The organism is Enterobacter quasimori, from assembly GCF_018597345.1.
Classification (GTDB): Bacteria; Pseudomonadota; Gammaproteobacteria; order Enterobacterales; family Enterobacteriaceae; genus Enterobacter; species Enterobacter mori.
On sequence record NZ_JAHEVU010000001.1, the window covers coordinates 663,994 to 681,049 of the forward strand.

The following is a 17,056-nucleotide window of genomic DNA, read 5'->3' on the forward strand; positions in this document are numbered from 1 at the left end:
TTCGCCTCTCCGTTAGCCTAGCAGCTGGTGAATGCGCTTAAGCCCCGCCACCAGCCTGTCGACCTCTTCCGTCGTGTTATACATCACCAGCGACGCGCGGCACATTGCCGGCACCTGGTAAAACGCCATCAGCGGCATGGCGCAGTGGTGTCCGGTACGGACCGCCACGCCGTAGTTATCGAGGAAACTGCCCACGTCATAGGCGTGATGTTTCCCGAGATTGAACGCGATCACCCCTTGCCGGTCGGCAGGCCCGTAGAGGGTCAGATCCGGCACGCTGGCAAGCTCCTCAAGCGCATAGTGCATCAGCAGCTGTTCGTACTCCTGAATGCTATCAAGGCCGATTGAGGAGACATAAGAAATCGCCGCTCCTAAACCGATAATCCCACCGGTGTTGGGCGTGCCCGCCTCAAAACGCCACGGCGCGCGCGCATAGGTGGTGCCTTCCGTCAGGCTGACGGTGGCGATCATCGACCCGCCCCCTTCCCACGGCGGCATCGCCTGCAGGATATCTTCTTTCACATACAGCACGCCAATCCCGGTAGGCCCATAGAGCTTATGGCCTGAAAAGACGTAGAAGTCACAGTCCAGCGCCTGGACGTCAACCGCGTGGTGCATCACCGCCTGGGCGCCGTCAATCAGGACCTTTGCGCCCGCCTGATGGGCCTTTTCGACGATATCTGCCACCGGGTTTTCTGTCCCCAGAACGTTGGAGACCTGTGTAACCGCCACCAGCCGCGTGCGCTCATCCAGCAACGCGTCAAGCTGCTCCAGCTGAAGCGTCCCGTCGGCATTCAACGGGATCACCCGCAGCTGCGCGCCAGCGCGCTCACAGAGCATTTGCCACGGCACGATATTGGCGTGGTGCTCCATTTGCGTGATGACGATGTTATCGCCCGCGTGAACCTGTGCATTGCCCCAGCTGTTGGCGACCAGGTTGATCCCTTCGGTGGTGCCGCGCACGAAGACCAGCTCTTCAGGGGATTGCGCGTTGAGGAAGGCGGCAATCTGCGTGCGCACGTTTTCCATGCGCTGGGTTGCCTCGGCGCTCAGGGTATGAATACCGCGATGCACGGCGGCGTAGCCGTGACGATAGAATTCGGCTTCTGCATCCACCACCTGATTCGGCTTCTGCGCGCTGGCCGCGCTGTCCAGATAGGCCAGCGGCAGACCGTTCACTTCACGGGTCAGAACGGGGAAATCTGCCCGTACTTTATCGACGGGAAAACTCATGCTTCGCCTCCAGGCAGACGCTGACCTATACGGGCCAGCACCTGCTGTTTTAACGCGCCATCGTGCAGCGCTTCCGTCAGCTCGGCGGCAAACGCGTAGATAATCATTTTCTGCGCAGCCTGCCGATCGATACCGCGGGAGCGCAGGTAGAACATCTGCTCGTCGTCGATTCGCCCGACCGTCGCACCGTGGCTGCATTTCACGTCGTCGGCGTAGATCTCCAGCTGCGGTTTGGTGTCCACCTCCGCCAGTCGCCCTAACAGCAGATTGTTGTTGGTCATCTGCCCGTCGGTTTTAATGGCGTGCTGCGCCACGTTAATCAGGCCGTTAAATACCGCGCGCCCTTTGTCGCTGACGATGGTTTTATGCAGCTGACGGCTGTTGCAATAGCCTTTGTTGTGCTCAAGCCAGGTGCGCGTGTCGCACACTTCAGATTTGACCGGCATCGCCAGGCTGTTAACGCGCAGCGTGGTATTTTCACCGTTAAGCTGGGTGCTGGTGTTGTGGCGAAGCACCGCCCCGCCGAGCAGGAAGCTGTGGCTGTACGCGGCGGCATCCTGGCCCAGGACAATGTCGTTATGGGCAAAGTGGTGGCTCTGTGCATTCTCAAACGCCAGCTTGATGTGGTGTAGCTGGGCATTGGCCGCCACGTTCATCGTCAGGCGCGATCCGGTAAAGTGGCGCACCTCGTTAAGGCTGACGTAGTGTTCAATCACCGTGGCCTCCGCCCCCTCCGCCAGCTCAAGATGGTGACGATAGTGCGCGGTGTTGATTTCATCACCGTCCAGCCCCTGAGTGATGTGCATCAGCAGCAGCGGCTTCGCCGGACGCTGGTTACGCTTCACGGCGATATGCGTCACGCTGTGGGCCAGGCTCTCGGTCAGGTGCAGGAAGACCTCGGGCTGAACCGGAGCGCTCAGACGCTGGCGATCGTCGTTTATCGCTATCTCAAAGCCGCTCTCCTGGATCGTGTCACTCAGTTCCGGGCGGAACTGGCCATCGACAAACACCAGGCGCACGGCATCGACACGCAAGGCCAGCGCGTCGCGCTGTGCTGGGGTGAGATCCGCCAGGCGGGTCACAAACTCGCCGTTCAGCAGGCCATCGAGCGGTGTGTATTTCCAGTTTTCGTGCTTACGGGTCGGCAGACCCAGACGCAGCATCTGCTGAAGGTGCTGCTGGGCCTGTTCAGAACGCGATTGCCCCTGCGTTTCAAACAGCCGGTGCCACTGCTGGAGTGCATTACTGCTGTTCGGTAAGCCAGCCATAACCCTGCTCCTCCAGTTGTTTAACCAGCGTGAAATCGCCGGATTTCACAATGCGCCCCTGGTAAAGCACGTGGACGTAGTCTGGTTTGATGTAGTCAAGAATGCGCTGGTAGTGCGTGACGATAATAAACGAGCGCTTGCCGTCACGCAGGGAGTTCACCCCGTCAGCGACAATCTTCAGTGCGTCAATGTCCAGGCCTGAATCGGTCTCGTCAAGAATGCACAGCTCGGGCTCGAGCACCGCCATCTGCAGAATGTCGTTACGCTTTTTCTCACCGCCGGAGAAGCCGACGTTGACCGAACGGGTCAGCAGGTCTTCCGGCATTTTCAGCAGCTTGATCTTCTCTTCCATCAGATCCTGGAAGTCGAAGCGGTCCAGCGCGTCGAGACCGCGATACTTGCGCACCGCGTTCAGCGCCGTCTGCAGGAAGAACTGGTTGCTGACGCCGGGAATTTCGACCGGGTACTGGAAGGCCATAAAAATGCCCTCTCCCGCACGATCTTCCGGCGACATCTCCAGCAGGTCTTTGCCGTTAAACTCGACGGAACCGTGGGTGACTTCGTAATCTTCGCGTCCTGCCAGCGTTGCGGAAAGCGTACTTTTCCCGGAACCGTTCGGCCCCATGATGGCGTGAACTTCACCCGGCTTGACGTCAAAATTGAGTCCACGCAGGATGGCTTTCTCTTCCACACTAACCTGTAAATCTTTAATGCTTAACATGTGCTTTCCTTAACCGACGCTGTGTTCAAGACTAATGGCGAGGAGTTTTTGTGCTTCAACGGCGAATTCCAGCGGCAGTTCAGAGAACACGTCCTTACAGAAGCCGTTCACAATCATTGAAATGGCATCTTCTTCGCTGATCCCACGCTGCAGGCAGTAGAAGAGCTGGTCTTCCCCGATGCGCGACGTGGTCGCTTCGTGCTCAAGCTGGGCCGTGTTATTACGGCACTCGACGTACGGGAAGGTATGCGCGCCGCAGTCAGCGCCAATCAGCATCGAGTCACACTGGGTAAAGTTACGCGCGTTGGTGGCCGTCGGCATGATTTTCACCAGCCCGCGATAGCTGTTCTGGCTGTGCCCCGCGGAGATCCCTTTCGAGATAATGGTGGATTTGGTGTTTTTACCAATGTGGATCATCTTGGTGCCGGTATCGGCCTGCTGATGGCCGCTGGTCAGCGCCACCGAGTAAAACTCACCGATGGAGTTATCCCCGCGCAGGATGCAGCTCGGGTATTTCCAGGTAATGGCCGAGCCGGTTTCAGACTGGGTCCAGGACATCTTGCTGTTTTCGCCTTCGCACAGCGCGCGCTTGGTAACAAAGTTCAAAATGCCGCCGGTATTGCCGTCGCCCGGGAACCAGTTTTGCACCGTGGAGTATTTCACCTCGGCGTCTTTGTGGATGATGACCTCCACCACCGCCGCGTGCAGCTGATAGCTGTCGCGTACCGGGGCGGAACAGCCTTCGATATAGCTGACGTAGCTGCCTTCATCGGCCACCAGAATGGTACGTTCAAACTGGCCGGTTTTTTCCGCGTTGATACGGAAATAAGTCGACAGCTCCATCGGGCAACGGACCCCTTTTGGTACGTAAATAAAGGTGCCGTCGGAGGCCACCGCCGCGTTGAGCGCCGCGAAGAAATTATCGTTAGAGGGCACCACGGTCCCAATGTACTTTTTCACCAGTTCCGGATGATCGTGAATCGCTTCGCCGAAGGAGCAGAAAATGATCCCCTGCTCTGCCAGCTTGTCGCGGTAGGTGGTCGCCACCGAGACGGAGTCGAAAATGGCATCCACCGCCACCTCTCTCCCTTCGCGAACGGGCACGCCAAGCTGATTAAAGGCTTCTTCAACTTCTTTGCTCAGGAAGCTGTTTTCTGCGCCGGTTTGCTGTACCGCACCCGGCTGCGAGGCGCAGGTGTCGTCACAGCTGCCGCAGGAGGGCGCGGAGTAGTAGCTGTAATCCTGATAGTTCAGCTTGTCGTAGTGCGCTTTCAGCCAGTGCGGCTCTTCCATTTCCAGCCAGGCGCGGAAGGCGCTCAGACGAAATTCGAGCATCCATTCGGGTTCATTACGTTTGGCCGAGATCGCCCGCACGACATCTTCGTTGATGCCTTTCGCCAGCTCATCGGTCTGCAGCTGCGTGAAGAACCCTTCTTTATAATTCAGGTGTCCGCCGCTCCAGGTGTTCACATCACTCGTTGCTTCAGTATTACGAGACATAGTACCGCCTATACCCCAAAGCTTTCGCCGCAGCCGCATTCGTTCTGGGCTTTCGGGTTATGAAATTTGAATAACTGGTTTAAGCCTTCGCGGACGTAGTCCACTTCGGTGCCGTCGATAAAGGGCATCGCCTGCAGCGCCACGAACAGTTTCGCGCCATCGGTTTCGAAGACCAGATCATCTTTCTCGGGTTCGGTGACGGTATCAAGCACGTAACCAAAACCTGCGCATCCGGTCTGTTTGACGCCCAAGCGCACGCCGAGGATCTCGGGCTTTTTTGCCACCAGCTCGTGAATGTGTGCCGCCGCCGCTGGCGTGAGCGTTAAACCTCGCCAGGCAAAATCGGCCGGATTAAAGGTTTCTGAATGCAGTTCCATAGGTCCACCTCGTCTGAATAGCCATCAGGGCATAACACCATGTTAGTGATAACGATTATCACTTCAACCCCCTGTCAGTAGGGGCATCTGGGTAAACCGCCCTTTTTGGTTACTTTTATTAAGCATAGACCCTGTGGAAGGATGCAGGCAGGATGGATTTAATTGTTCAATGCATTGATTAATAGTGCATTTCGTCGCGGCATTTGTGGAGGAAAGGAGAAAAGCAAAATATGCATCGGAAATGCCTATTTTTGAGATAGCTTTTGCTCAGGAAGTGACAAAAACAAAAAAAGGCCCTCAAGGCCTCTTACGATGAGTGATGAAATGAAACAGCAAACCCCTGTTCACGCCAGTGATCGAGTTGTTCCTGCTGACGAGGCGTGGGGGATTTTCCCGTCCAGACGAAGATTTTTTGCCCCGGAAACAGTTCAGGACGCGGCGAATCGATGGGCTCAGCCAGCACGTCAATATGCCAGCCCTTCTGTGCCAATCGCGCGGCTTCTAGCCACAGATGCGTTCGGTCGTCGCATTCCCAGCCGATCAGGAGCGCGTCTTTACCGGCTTTTTTGCGGGAGTCCGCGAGGCTTGCAACCGCGAATTCGATCAGTACGCCGTCAAGCAGACTCGCCATGTGACGCACGGTATTTTGGTCCTGATTCATCCGCTGTCGGACCGGAGAAATAATGTTATCGATCAGCGCATCCATCGCATGATCGCGGCGGAACTCGCCGATTTTGGCGCGTAGTTTACCCGGGCTGGCGTAACGCAGAACCGTCATCATCTCTTCCTGAAAAGAGACCCAGTTGCCCTGCGTCAGCTCTTCTTTGTTTTCCAGTAACGCTTTGACTTTTCCGACCGAGACGCCGGTTTTCATCAGGCGCTTGATCTCTTCGATACGCAGGATATCCTCATCGTCAAACTGACGATGGCCCCCTTCGCTGCGTTGCGGCTTCAACAAACCATAACGGCGTTGCCAGGCACGCAGCGTAACGGGGTTGATACCGCATCGTTCGGCGACTTCACCGATACTGTAATAGGCCATTAACTCCCTCACGCTCAACACTTTCATACCTAACCGCACCAACCTTATCAGATTGTACAACGCATTTGTATAACGAACTCCCCGTTATGAGACAAGTGAAAGGGGCCAAATCCTTTCACTCGTTTATCTATTGTTGTCTAAATTTCTCTCTTCGTACAGTTAACTCTCGAGTGTCATGTACAGGTTTTTAGAAATCGTTCTTTTTCTCAGGCCAGGCAACAGCCGGGATCCCGCCCAGACGCGGGCTGGCGAACAGATGCCCCTGAAACTGCGAAATCCCGGCGGATTCCAGCCACATCCACTCCTCAGCCAGCTCTACCCCCACCGCGCAGAACTGGATTTCCAGGGACGCGCAGCACTTGATGATGGCTTGTACAATCGCCTGGCGCGGGCCGCTTTTGTGCACGTTGGCAATCAAATCCCGATTAATCTTAATTCTGTCCGGCTGGAACTGCGCCAGCAGCTGCAGCCCGGCAAACCCTGCGCCAAAGTGATCGATCGTCACGCTGATACCCGCGCTCTTTAACTGCCTGACTGAGTGTGTAAATTCGTCAAAGCGGGAGATCGCTTCACTCTCCGTGAACTCGACAACGATCTGTTCCGGCACAAAACCATTCGCCTCAATGACCGTAAGCAGGAAATCAACCGCGTCAGGCACGTTAACCAGCGTCATCGGCAGCAGATTGAGGGACAGCGTTTGGGTGTGTAGCCCCAGCGCGCTGGCCATCGACAGTGCCACCTGCTTGCTCTTCAGATCGGCCTCATAAAGCGTGTCTTGCGGCAGAGTCTGAAAATAGGTCGCAGGTGAATCCCCTTCTGGCGTACGAATCAGCGCTTCCCAGGAGACAATCTGTTGCATAAAGGGATCGACGATAGGTTGAAACGCAAAGCTGCAATCTGCACCTTTTGCCACAACCTCTGACTGCGCGGATAAGGGTATCTCTTCGGGAATAAATTCCCAGCTGTTCGCCGGAGGCAGTTCAAAATAGTTCGCTTTTTCTGTGGCCTCAACGAAGGTGCGGAAAAACTGCAGGGCACGGTCGTTATACGTCAACCGGTACTTCGTCGTCCCTTTATCAAGCACCTGCTGGAGCACTTCGTCTGTATCATATTGACGTAAATCGAAAAGCTCCATGCCCACGTTGCCAAAGCGTCGGAAGGGGCCGTGATCGCACATGAGTTCCACCACATTATGATGTCGCGGGTCACGGCAGATATGCTGATAGATGGCCGTCACATTATCGACTGGCCCTTCAAGTAACTGGAAAAAATGTGTGCCGTTAAACAGCAAGATCCCCGTGACATCGGAGTGCCGATTTTTACGATTTGCAGCAGCTACCATTTCTTCCAGAGCTTTCACCGGAACGTCCTCGCAGATATGACTGCGGTAAATGATGGTTGTTAGCATGCTATTCCTGGGGGTTTATAGGTTCGGCCACGACAAGATCGTGGATAGAGTGTTGTTATAGCACATTCATTGCTTAACAAATAATTTACACGTCAATGATTTAGCGCATTTACAAAGCCTTGTTTTGCCGTTGTACAACTCTTTGCTCACAATCGAGATTGTACAATATATTCTGCAACGATAACGCTAAACTACGCCTCCACAACCAACTGATATTTATAAATATTATAAAATATATCAAGAAAAATTTAAAAAACTGTACATTTTGAATGTACAGATTTGAAAAATATGTATACCTTAATTGTAACGTTACTGATTACGGATATTTACAGGAGCGAAACATGAACCAGAACGGTTATGTCGCAGATTCAGCAGCAGCAATCGCGCAGTACTTCGAGAAAGCCGCGCTACCTACTCAGCAGGAGACGCTGGGTCAGGTGGTTGTTGAAATTCTTAGCGACGGGCGACATCTCAATCGCAAATCGCTCTGTACCAAACTTTTAAGTCGCCTTGAAAGGGCTGAAGGCCCGGAAGAGGAACAGCATTACCACATGCTGCTTGGACTGCTTTTCGAACGGTAACGTGATGAACAGTAGTGACGCAGATCGCCTGATCGACCAGCTAATCGGTGAAGCCGTTCTTTCTCTTCTGAGAGAGCGTGGCCCCGTGACAACCGAAGGTCTCATCCAGCGTCTGCGCAATATGAAAGCGCATGAAAAGGATCCCCAGCGGCGGGAGACGCTGACGAAGGTGATTGCCGAAATCGGTTCAAATGACCTCGCCTTTAAACGTCGCAGAACCGCACACGGACGACCAAAAAGAGAGGGATCTCTCAGAGAGAGTCGAGACAATGTAGTGCCGTTATTTGGTAATGGAAAACCATCCGATCCAAAGAAGATACATTGACTGCAACCATACAGCTACGGTGAGAACAAATGAGACAAAATATTCAGCTTCAACCCGAATTTCACTCTGCTTTTTTAGACAGTGCGTTATCGGAGTACTTCCGTCATGCAGGCGAACGTTTTGCTGAAGAGTCCGCTGTTTTTTCTACTGCAGTACGCTGTGTCCTTGCCTCTGAAGGGCATTTGACCAATAAGGCCATTATCCTCTGGCTGATCCAGACGCTGGAAGCCACTGACGATGTCGTTCAGGCGGATGTGATCCGCAAGACGCTGGAAATCGTCGTCGGTTACACCATGGACGATCTTTGACCCCCTCCTCACAAAAAATCGAGCGTGTCATCGTCAATTCTGACGAACAGCCTGACGATGACACGCCGCTCGTCAATAACATCCTGTAAATCAAGCACAAGCAATGTGGCATGGTTCCTGCTTAAGCCCAATTAGGGACTGGGCTTTCCAGTTAAACATTGCTTCATTTCTTAACAGGTCTGTTATTGATGAAAAAAATCGCCAGCGTCTGCCCGTACTGCGGTGCAGGCTGCAAACTTAACCTCGTCGTTGAAAATAACCGTATTATCCGAGCCGAAGCAGCAGACGGCGTCACCAATCAGGGCACGCTTTGCCTGAAAGGATTCTACGGCTGGGATTTCCTTAACGACACCCGCCTGCTCACCCCCCGCCTGACGCAGCCCATGATCCGCTACCACAAAGGAGAGGCGTTCACCCCTGTCACCTGGGAAGAGGCCATTCGCTATACCGCCCACAGGCTCAAGAGCATCAAAGAACAGTTCGGTCCACGGTCAATCATGACCACCGGCTCCTCGCGAGGAACGGGTAATGAGACCAACTATGTCATGCAGAAATTTGCCCGTGCCGTGCTTAATACCAACAACGTTGATTGCTGCGCGCGCGTCTGCCATGGCCCTTCGGTTGCCGGTTTGCAGGAGACGCTCGGTAACGGCGCCATGAGTAACTCGATCAACGACATTGAAAACTCAAAATGCCTGCTGGTGTTCGGCTATAACTGCGCAGACTCTCACCCTATCGTCGCCCGACGCGTGCTGAAAGCGCGTGAGAATGGCGCGAAGATCATCGTCTGCGATCCGCGTCGCATTGAAACGGCACGCATTGCCGATCAGCATCTTCAGCTGAAAAACGGCAGCAACATGGCGCTGGTGAATGCCTTTGGCTATGTGCTGCTGGAAGAGGAGCTGTACGACAAAAACTACGTCGCACGTTTTACGAAAGGGCTGGAGGCGTACCGACAGATCGTCAAAGATTACGCGCCAGAGCGCGTGGAGCATCTGACGGGCATCCCCGCGCGCGAAGTGCGTCAGGCAATGCGCACGTTCGCGGCGGCACCGTCAGCGACGGTAATGTGGGGGATGGGTGTTACCCAGTTTGGTCAGGCGGTCGATGTGGTGAAAGGCCTTTCCAGCCTGGCGCTGCTGACGGGCAACCTGGGCCGTCCGGCGGTCGGCGTTGGCCCGGTGCGCGGGCAAAACAACGTTCAGGGCGCGTGTGACATGGGCGTTCTACCCAATATGTTCCCCGGCTATCAGGAGGTAACGGACCCGGCAGTCAGACAGAAATTTGCCGATGCGTGGAAGATAGACGTCAACAGAATGGACGATCGCGTCGGGACGCGCATCACCGAGGTGCCGCATCTTGCGCTGGAGGGTAAGGTCAAAGCGTATTACATCATGGGGGAAGATCCGCTTCAGACAGAAGCCGATCTCGGCCTGGTCCGTCGCGGTTTCGACGCGCTCGATTTTGTGGTGGTTCAGGACATCTTTATGACCAAAACGGCGGAAGTGGCGGACGTGCTGTTACCGGCCACATCATGGGGTGAACACGGCGGCGTCTTTACCTGCGCCGATCGCGGCTTCCAGCGTTTCGGGAAAGCCATTGAGGCCAGCGGCAACGTGAAGCGAGACTGGGAGATCATTAGCCTGCTGGCGACGGAGATGGGCTACCCGATGCATTACGACGACAACCAGCAGATCTGGGACGAAATGCGCGAACTGTGCCCGCTGTTCTACGGCGTGACCTACGCAAAAATGGGCGAGATGGGCCATGTTCAGTGGCCGTGCCCGACGCTCGATCACCCCGGCACGCCCTACCTGTACAAGGACAATCAGTTCGACACTCCAACGGGCAAAGGGCAACTTTTTGCCGCCGCCTGGCGCGCCCCAGCGGAAACCCCGGATGAGGATTACCCGCTGGTGCTGTGCACGGTACGCGAGGTGGGACACTACTCCTGTCGCTCCATGACCGGAAACTGCGCGGCGCTGCAAAGCCTGGCCGACGAGCCTGGACGCGTCCAGATGAACCCTGCTGATGCCCATAGACTGGGAATTGCAGACGGCCAGCTGGTCTGGGTACGTTCACGCCGGGGTAAAGTGATAACCCGCGCCAGCATCAGCGAACGCATCAACGCCGGAGCCGTCTACATGACCTATCAGTGGTGGATTGGCGCCTGCAACGAGCTGACCCAGGATAACCTCGACCCCGTATCCAAAACGCCGGAAACGAAGTATTGCGCGGTGCAGCTGGAGGCGATTGAGGACCAGCGCTGGGCCGAGGACTTTGCGGCGTCGGCCTACCAGTCCATGAAGTCGCGGCTGATTAGCGCGGTGAATGTCTAAGGAAAAAACCCTGTAGCTTCTGGTCTACCCGGCCCAAGGATAAGTGCTTTTGGAGCCGGGTAAACACTAACGAAACTGCTCTAATGCTTCGCGAAACAAATTGGGGTTACAGCGTTTTTCCAGTAAGCGGTTCAGGAGCTCAAGCAACTCGTGTTCACTGCTCAGGTTGTACTTATGCATAACGGCATACTTATGGGCATAGATTGTCTTTGGCGTGAGCATCATTTCCTCGGCTATGTTTTTGATGGATTCACCCTTGTAAAGACCGGCCATAATATTGAGTTCGCGCTGTGATAAGGTTTTATGCTTACAGCTTTCACAGGCTTTTAAAAAGTCAGGGATAACTGACGCACTGTATGCCCCCCATGCCTGGCGGAATACCCTTTTCAACAGATAGAGTGACGCTGAGCGGGATACAAAAAAAGTCTGCTGAATGCAGAACGGTAAAAACGATGATGACGGCTCTTCCGCTTCGGTAATACCAATCATGACGCATTTACGCGTACATTTTAACTCCGGGAAACAGGTATAATGTTCACCCTTGCTGAACGCATAAACGATAATTGCCGCCCGAGCAATATTCTCCGCTACATAGCCCTTGAGAAAATTGACATCTTTCGCATATTCATTTTTAAAAAAATCGCCAATAAATGACCTGAGGCTATGGTGATATAAAAAATCATCTTCTTTAATTAAAACATTTATCATTTATCAGACCGAGGTATAATCGATATTCAACCTTTTTTCAGGCCAAAGAAATCCCTGCATTAAATTGCATCCTGTACCCTGAGCCAAAGCAAGTAGTTCGTTATCTTCGATGCCTTCTATAAGCACCTGTTCTACCATCAAAGAGCAGTAGGCAATCATTGACTTTAATACCCATAGGGAACCTCTGTTTTCCCATAGGCTCATTTTATCTACCTTGACACCGTCAAATAAACAAATGCGTTCACCCAGCAGTGACAAATGTTCACTTTTGATATCATCCAGCCATATCTGTGCACCTGTGCTTTTTATTTTCTGGCGCGTTAAGCAAAAAACCTCCTGCTCTTCTTTTGTCAATGCTATAAAATTACAGGGATCTTGTACTTCAATAACAATACCAGAATGCAGGCTGGGCAATACTTCATCAATCAAAGCCGAACGGCACAGTAATTTTGCAGGCACATTAATAAAATAGACTTCACTCTCTGCACACAGTGAAGTTATACGCAACTGCCAGCGTAATAAACGAAAGATAGCATTTAACGACATCTTTTCAAAAAATGTTTCGCAGTCGATTCCCTGGCGTAAGAAACTTAGCATCTCCCATGCCTTTATCTTTTTTTCCTGTAAAGAATAGATAGGCTGGAACCGAACACCACATATAGCATGCTCAAGCAAGGAATTAATCAACATGAAAGTCTCAAACTAATAATTTTAAAATAGATATTTCAGCCGTTATTGATAGGTAAAATCAACGTTCATTACTGACTGGAACGTTCCGGCAGTGGAATTTCCTTGCGGCGTAAACATTCTCGCTGACAGCGGAAATGTTGAGCTGCGCGTGCTGCTATCGACATTCACCTGCATTGTGCTGTTTACGCTATATGATGTCGCATGATCTCTGCTGGCGATACGTAATGCAACATTGTTGCTGGTTCCGCTGTTTTTCCATGCCGTGGGATCTTGCGTATCGGCATTACCGGTAAATTTGGCCGTTACGCTGCTGGTGCCTGCAGGACAGCTTTGCACCAGCAGATCAAAGTCAGACCAAACGCCCCCATCACCGGCATTAATGAGATTCTGCTTTGTATCTTCCCCCAGATTGACCACTTTAGAAACGGTGCCCGTGTCAACGACACACGGGCTGGCAATGACCTGGCCGGTAACATTGATAGTGGTATCAGCGCAGGTAATTAAAGGGGCTGAACTCAGTACGAAGGAAAATAAAAAAAGTTTAGTATTCATATAATTTTACTTTCACTGATAACTCATTGTAACAATGATAGCCGAATTTATCGAACCAGGCGTCGTATTGCCATAAAGAGAATATGCGCCAACTTTAAGTGCCATCGAAGCTGTACGGTCGCTCTGCACTGGTAAAAATTCTACAGAACCAGGACCTAAATAATCACCCGTCACGCCATTATACAAAACAACATAAACATTCCCTGCCGTACCTGAATTCTCATAAAGATTAGGCGCATCATGTGATGCAGCCCCCCCTATATCTGCTCGGACAGTACTGGTGCCTGTTGGGCAGTTGGTGACTGTCAGTGTAAACGGTACTGTAGTAGATGATGAGTCAGGAGCTGCGAGTGCTGTTGCCTGTATATTACCTAAATCAACATTAAGGCTGTTTGCTCCTCCGTTGACAATACAGGGTGATGCCACGATGTTCCCTGTCACGTTAATATTTACCGTATCTGCTGAATAAGACAAAATCGGTATCAATGCTGACAAGCTCAGGACTAAAAATTTAATATTCATATTCCCCCCTTATTGGTAGGTAATGTTCAACGTTGCTGTTGCGTTTGCTGTTCCGGGAGAAACAGCTGATTTCGTCTGATAATAACGAGCAACAATATGAAATGATTCGTTACCACCAACAGACTGTTTCAGGAAAACTTTTCCATTAAGGTTAAGCGGAACACTATTATATAAAAGCTGTACACCAATTCCCTTTGCAACCCCATTCCCCCCCTGACCTGATAAAGCTAAAACGCTGCTATCGGACACATCAGGATTTTGCGGGCCACTTAAAGAAATATTAATATTTGCGCCGGGATCGCATGTTAACCCAAGGTCTTGACTGGCTTGTGCGATGACTGGCGTTGTTCCTACTGCCGAACCAAAATTCGCAACTGGAATATTCCCTATAGGGAAAGTAAGTGTCCCTGTTTTAAGGCTACATGCCAAAGTATTGATGTTTCCACCGGTGATGTTCCATGTCGCAACAAAAAATTGGTTTACCACTGACACATTGGCAACTTGTCCAGTGCGAAGTGCGCCGGATGCGGCAGTACCAGATGTCCTGACCAACTCAATTTTATACATATAAGATGCACTATAGCTGCCAAGATTAAACCCCATAGGAAAGTAGTGGTGGAAACCGCCGCCTGTATCATTTTCTGAAATACGCAAGCCATACCCGCTCACACCTATATCATAGAGGCTATCTCCCAGAGAAGAACCGTTTACCGCTTCTTGATAGGTATTACTGGAATCAGTACATGTAAAATTCACATTATAAGTACCCGTCTGAGTAGCAACAGCCGTTCCCGGCATCACATCCCGCTGCGCTGTTATTGTATTAAAATTCAAATTAAAGTTTTGCGTAGCGATATTGTTAGTGCAGCCTGCAAAGCTTTCCACGGATATTAACGTCAAAAGCAAAAGCAAAAAAAATTTAAATGTGTTCATCTTCTTTCCTATCGACAGACAGTACTGACAACCGCAATGTTATTTTTAACATCGGTAGGTTTTAAAACGTATGAGGCTTTACACTGTTTATCACTTCCCTCACCCCACTGCGCAATAAGGTCGACATTCTCGCCTAAGCCTGTGAGATAAACCTGTCCATTATCGCCGACAATAAAGCCGCTGTTTTTAATCCCATTGATGCTGACAATAGCCCCAAAGGGAATGGGCTGCCCGTTACCGCGCAATAACGTAAACAATGCGCGCTGACCAACGTTTGCAGTGTATTCAGCGCGAACAACAGCTCCACGCGTCGGCACAACGGTCCGGGTAGTAAGATCCAGTTCTACATCATCGGACAGGCTTTCTGGATCGATTACGATATCGTTTTTACGGTAGACGTTGACGTTGTTTACCATTGTATATCCCCGATAGTCCGTTTTCGCGCCCGTCTGGTTTCGTACCGTCAGACCTTTCGCTCCCGGCACTTTTATCAGAACGTTCGTTTCTCCCAGCGGTTGCGATAATGTTACGCCGTCAGCATGCGCGATGACGCCGCCCTGAATACCATAGTTCAGACGCTCATTATTCTGGTCGTAGCTGTATCCGGCCGTCACCTCACCATAGGTACCCTTGTAATCACCGTTCACGTTGCCGCTGTATCCGACATTGTCACTGCCGTACCCCTGTTGAACGTTCCAGTTCAGGGCATTGTTATCCAGCGCGGTCCCGTTGATGCCGACCGTATGGGTCGTTCCGCTATTTTTACTGTTACTGACGCTATAGTTTGCCCACGTCTGCGGCAGGAATTTATCCAGCGGCACGCTAATGTTAAAGGCCACCATCTGGTCTTTGTCATAGCTTGTAGGGTTACCATAGGTGCCTGGCGTGCCGTTTCGCGTGGAGGTATACGTCAGGCCGTAGCTGATGCCGTTCCAGAAATTGTTATACCCCAGACTCCAGGACTCCATGGCTCGCCCGGAGTTCCAGTAATCTTCACGAACGGCGCTCACCATGATCGAACCTAATGAACCGCCCAGAGACTGGTTCATCGTCAGTTCCATACGGTTACGACGTCTGTTTTGCATCACACCATTATCGCCATAGGAATCAAGCACTTCCTGCATACCGTAAAAGCCTTTGGTCGAATAGCGATAGCCTGCAATAGCAAAGTTAGTGCCGGTTTCGACAAAGTTTTTACTGTAGCGCGCGCGCCAGGACTGACCGCTATCGCTCGGCAGATTTTGTGGGGTAGACCATGCCTGAATGACGTCGACAGAAATCGCCCCGAGGTCACCCATATTCTTGCCCATACCGGCAGCGACCGACTGGTAGTGGCTCGACGTTTGACCACCGCCGTAAGCCGTTAAGCCATACGGTAAGCCATAGATGCCCGTAATTTGCGCAAATGGTGTTTTATCTACGCTACTGTTGTAGGAACGATATTGCCCACCCGTGACGGCGTACTTGAATCGCCCTTCTCGCTGCAGTACAGGCAGTGACGCAAAGGGAACGGTAAATTGTTGAATGCTGCCGTCAGCCTCTTTTATCGTGACTTGCAGATCGCCTGCTCCCCCTGTCGGATACATATCCGTGATCTCGAAGGCACCAGGCGCAACGTAGGTCTGATAAATCTCGTACCCATTCTGGCGAACAATCACCTGCGCATTGGTACGCGCGATACCGCGAACGACGGGTGCGTACCCTTTGAGTGAATCGGGTTGCATATCATCATCGGAGGCCAGCTGCGCACCGCGGAACGGCATGCTGTCAAAGACATCAGCGGGCGCAGTACTGTCCCCGAGCGTCATCTGCGCTTTGAGAGGAACGATCGCGCGCTGAGCGTAGGTATAGACGCTATCCCATTTGTCCTTGCCATCTTCATCTCGTGACCAGGTCGTGTAGTTGCGCAGACGCCATGGCCCGATGTTGATTCCCGGACGCAAATTAGCGTACTGCGTGTTGCTGGTATCACTGCTCCCGTTGCGCGAGCGGTTATTGGCGCCACTCAGGCTGTAGTTGAGCAGCGCAGCCGTGATTCCGTCATCCCACTGTTCTGGCGGAACGTATCCGCGGGCCTGACGAGAAATCGCCGCCTGCGGAATGCTGATGAGCAGACGCTGTGCGCCAAACTGGAATTCAGTGGTTCCGGAAGGTATCGCGTGCAGGTTCGCACAACGCTCGTTGTCCACTGCCAGCGCCGGGAAAAGCTCGGTTTTTACGCCCCACTCTTTCAGCTGCTCCACGGTCAGACAAGGTTCTAATTTCCCCTCATCATTGGGAGCACCTGAGGTTTTGAATTCGATATCTCGCGTATCAACGAGTTCGTTATCCAGCATCACATCGACGTGATAGGTTCCCGGCGCCTGCGAGCCCGCTTCAAACGCAGCGAGATCGGCTTTGCCTCCATTTTGCGGATTATCGAGTTCAACCAGGTCCGGGTTGAAGTAATCACGCGCCATAGCATTCTGCATTGAGCCAGCAAGGGCAAATGCAATCAGTAAAGCCAATCGCGCAGGTTTAAAATTATTATATTCCCTTACTATCATCAT

At 52.3% G+C, this 17,056-nt stretch carries 17 protein-coding genes; 4 read left to right on the plus strand and 13 right to left on the minus strand.

All coding sequences use genetic code 11. The annotated features are described in order from the left end of the window. Positions 1-12 precede the first annotated feature (12 nt). From sufS to KK102_RS03120, 7 genes are all read right to left on the minus strand, one after another. Positions 13-1,233: a cysteine desulfurase SufS gene (sufS, locus tag KK102_RS03090; RefSeq protein WP_216356929.1), complete on the minus strand. Its 1,221-nt coding sequence runs from the start codon at positions 1,231-1,233 to the stop codon at positions 13-15. Continuing rightward, positions 1,230-2,501: a Fe-S cluster assembly protein SufD gene (sufD, locus tag KK102_RS03095; protein WP_216356930.1), complete on the minus strand. Its 1,272-nt coding sequence runs from the start codon at positions 2,499-2,501 to the stop codon at positions 1,230-1,232. Before sufD ends, sufS begins: the two co-directional genes overlap by 4 nt. Next, positions 2,476-3,222, minus strand: coding sequence for a Fe-S cluster assembly ATPase SufC (gene sufC, locus KK102_RS03100; protein WP_126543817.1), 747 nt, complete (start codon positions 3,220-3,222; stop codon positions 2,476-2,478). The genes sufD and sufC overlap by 26 nt, the downstream gene beginning before the upstream one ends. 9 nt (positions 3,223-3,231) lie before the next feature. Next, complete coding sequence (gene sufB / locus KK102_RS03105; protein WP_126543816.1) at positions 3,232-4,722, minus strand: Fe-S cluster assembly protein SufB; 1,491 nt, start codon at positions 4,720-4,722, stop codon at positions 3,232-3,234. Positions 4,723-4,730: 8 nt separating this feature from the next. Continuing rightward, complete coding sequence (sufA, locus tag KK102_RS03110) at positions 4,731-5,099, minus strand: Fe-S cluster assembly scaffold SufA (protein ID WP_010430228.1); 369 nt, start codon at positions 5,097-5,099, stop codon at positions 4,731-4,733. A 307-nt stretch (positions 5,100-5,406) separates the two neighbouring features. Further along, a complete protein-coding gene (locus KK102_RS03115; protein WP_126543815.1) occupies positions 5,407-6,141 on the minus strand; it encodes a MerR family transcriptional regulator in 735 nt (244 codons plus the stop codon). Positions 6,142-6,328: 187 nt separating this feature from the next. Further along, the gene (locus tag KK102_RS03120) at positions 6,329-7,549 is read right to left on the minus strand and encodes a diguanylate phosphodiesterase (protein WP_216356931.1); all 1,221 of its coding nucleotides are present in this window, start codon (positions 7,547-7,549) and stop codon (positions 6,329-6,331) included. Between the two features lie 341 nt (positions 7,550-7,890). Between KK102_RS03120 and ycgZ the strand changes: the two genes are divergently transcribed. The 4 genes from ycgZ to fdhF all read left to right on the plus strand — a co-directional run bounded on the left by ycgZ (position 7,891) and on the right by fdhF (position 11,102). Further along, on the plus strand, positions 7,891-8,130 hold the full coding sequence (ycgZ, locus tag KK102_RS03125) for a regulatory protein YcgZ (protein ID WP_010430219.1): 240 nt from the start codon (positions 7,891-7,893) through the stop codon (positions 8,128-8,130). Positions 8,131-8,134: 4 nt separating this feature from the next. Next, positions 8,135-8,455, plus strand: a complete 321-nt coding sequence (locus KK102_RS03130) for a hypothetical protein (protein WP_216356932.1) — start codon at positions 8,135-8,137, stop codon at positions 8,453-8,455. A 29-nt stretch (positions 8,456-8,484) separates the two neighbouring features. Next, the gene (locus KK102_RS03135) at positions 8,485-8,763 is read left to right on the plus strand and encodes a biofilm development regulator YmgB/AriR family protein (protein ID WP_010430215.1); all 279 of its coding nucleotides are present in this window, start codon (positions 8,485-8,487) and stop codon (positions 8,761-8,763) included. Positions 8,764-8,951: 188 nt separating this feature from the next. Beyond that, on the plus strand, positions 8,952-11,102 hold the full coding sequence (gene fdhF, locus KK102_RS03140; RefSeq protein WP_216356933.1) for a formate dehydrogenase subunit alpha: 2,151 nt from the start codon (positions 8,952-8,954) through the stop codon (positions 11,100-11,102). Positions 11,103-11,168: 66 nt separating this feature from the next. Here fdhF and KK102_RS03145 read toward each other — a convergent pair whose 3' ends face one another. From KK102_RS03145 to KK102_RS03170, 6 genes are read right to left on the minus strand one after another with little or no spacing between them, the layout of a single operon-like run. Next, the gene (locus tag KK102_RS03145) at positions 11,169-11,810 is read right to left on the minus strand and encodes a LuxR C-terminal-related transcriptional regulator (protein WP_126543811.1); all 642 of its coding nucleotides are present in this window, start codon (positions 11,808-11,810) and stop codon (positions 11,169-11,171) included. 3 nt (positions 11,811-11,813) lie between these two features. Continuing rightward, on the minus strand, positions 11,814-12,500 hold the full coding sequence (locus tag KK102_RS03150; protein ID WP_216356934.1) for an EAL domain-containing protein: 687 nt from the start codon (positions 12,498-12,500) through the stop codon (positions 11,814-11,816). Between the two features lie 42 nt (positions 12,501-12,542). Next, positions 12,543-13,052 carry a fimbrial protein gene (locus tag KK102_RS03155; protein WP_126543809.1) on the minus strand — a complete coding sequence of 170 codons (510 nt, stop codon included), beginning with the start codon at positions 13,050-13,052 and terminating at the stop codon, positions 12,543-12,545. A gap of 12 nt (positions 13,053-13,064) precedes the next feature. Further along, positions 13,065-13,574 (minus strand): fimbrial protein, encoded by a 510-nt coding sequence (locus KK102_RS03160; RefSeq protein ID WP_126543808.1) that lies wholly within the window; start codon positions 13,572-13,574, stop codon positions 13,065-13,067. Positions 13,575-13,583: 9 nt separating this feature from the next. Continuing rightward, the gene (locus KK102_RS03165; RefSeq protein ID WP_148102925.1) at positions 13,584-14,507 is read right to left on the minus strand and encodes a fimbrial protein; all 924 of its coding nucleotides are present in this window, start codon (positions 14,505-14,507) and stop codon (positions 13,584-13,586) included. Between the two features lie 8 nt (positions 14,508-14,515). After that, positions 14,516-17,056 (minus strand): fimbria/pilus outer membrane usher protein, encoded by a 2,541-nt coding sequence (locus KK102_RS03170; protein ID WP_235843652.1) that lies wholly within the window; start codon positions 17,054-17,056, stop codon positions 14,516-14,518.

Bases quoted from the DNA above. Each gene is read 5' to 3' on its own strand.
- KK102_RS03155 (WP_126543809.1), bottom strand. From the start codon at position 13,052: ATGAATACTAAACTTTTTTTATTTTCCTTCGTACTGAGTTCAGCCCCT.
- sufD (WP_216356930.1), bottom strand. From the start codon at position 2,501: ATGGCTGGCTTACCGAACAGCAGTAATGCACTCCAGCAGTGGCACCGG.
- KK102_RS03120 (WP_216356931.1), bottom strand. From the start codon at position 7,549: ATGCTAACAACCATCATTTACCGCAGTCATATCTGCGAGGACGTTCCG.
- sufA (WP_010430228.1), bottom strand. From the start codon at position 5,099: ATGGAACTGCATTCAGAAACCTTTAATCCGGCCGATTTTGCCTGGCGA.
- KK102_RS03150 (WP_216356934.1), bottom strand. From the start codon at position 12,500: ATGTTGATTAATTCCTTGCTTGAGCATGCTATATGTGGTGTTCGGTTC.
- KK102_RS03130 (WP_216356932.1), top strand. From the start codon at position 8,135: ATGAACAGTAGTGACGCAGATCGCCTGATCGACCAGCTAATCGGTGAA.
- KK102_RS03135 (WP_010430215.1), top strand. From the start codon at position 8,485: ATGAGACAAAATATTCAGCTTCAACCCGAATTTCACTCTGCTTTTTTA.
- KK102_RS03170 (WP_235843652.1), bottom strand. From the start codon at position 17,056: ATGATGATAGTAAGGGAATATAATAATTTTAAACCTGCGCGATTGGCT.
- sufC (WP_126543817.1), bottom strand. From the start codon at position 3,222: ATGTTAAGCATTAAAGATTTACAGGTTAGTGTGGAAGAGAAAGCCATC.
- KK102_RS03145 (WP_126543811.1), bottom strand. From the start codon at position 11,810: ATGATAAATGTTTTAATTAAAGAAGATGATTTTTTATATCACCATAGC.
- ycgZ (WP_010430219.1), top strand. From the start codon at position 7,891: ATGAACCAGAACGGTTATGTCGCAGATTCAGCAGCAGCAATCGCGCAG.
- KK102_RS03160 (WP_126543808.1), bottom strand. From the start codon at position 13,574: ATGAATATTAAATTTTTAGTCCTGAGCTTGTCAGCATTGATACCGATT.
- KK102_RS03165 (WP_148102925.1), bottom strand. From the start codon at position 14,507: ATGAACACATTTAAATTTTTTTTGCTTTTGCTTTTGACGTTAATATCC.
- sufB (WP_126543816.1), bottom strand. From the start codon at position 4,722: ATGTCTCGTAATACTGAAGCAACGAGTGATGTGAACACCTGGAGCGGC.
- fdhF (WP_216356933.1), top strand. From the start codon at position 8,952: ATGAAAAAAATCGCCAGCGTCTGCCCGTACTGCGGTGCAGGCTGCAAA.
- KK102_RS03115 (WP_126543815.1), bottom strand. From the start codon at position 6,141: ATGGCCTATTACAGTATCGGTGAAGTCGCCGAACGATGCGGTATCAAC.
- sufS (WP_216356929.1), bottom strand. From the start codon at position 1,233: ATGAGTTTTCCCGTCGATAAAGTACGGGCAGATTTCCCCGTTCTGACC.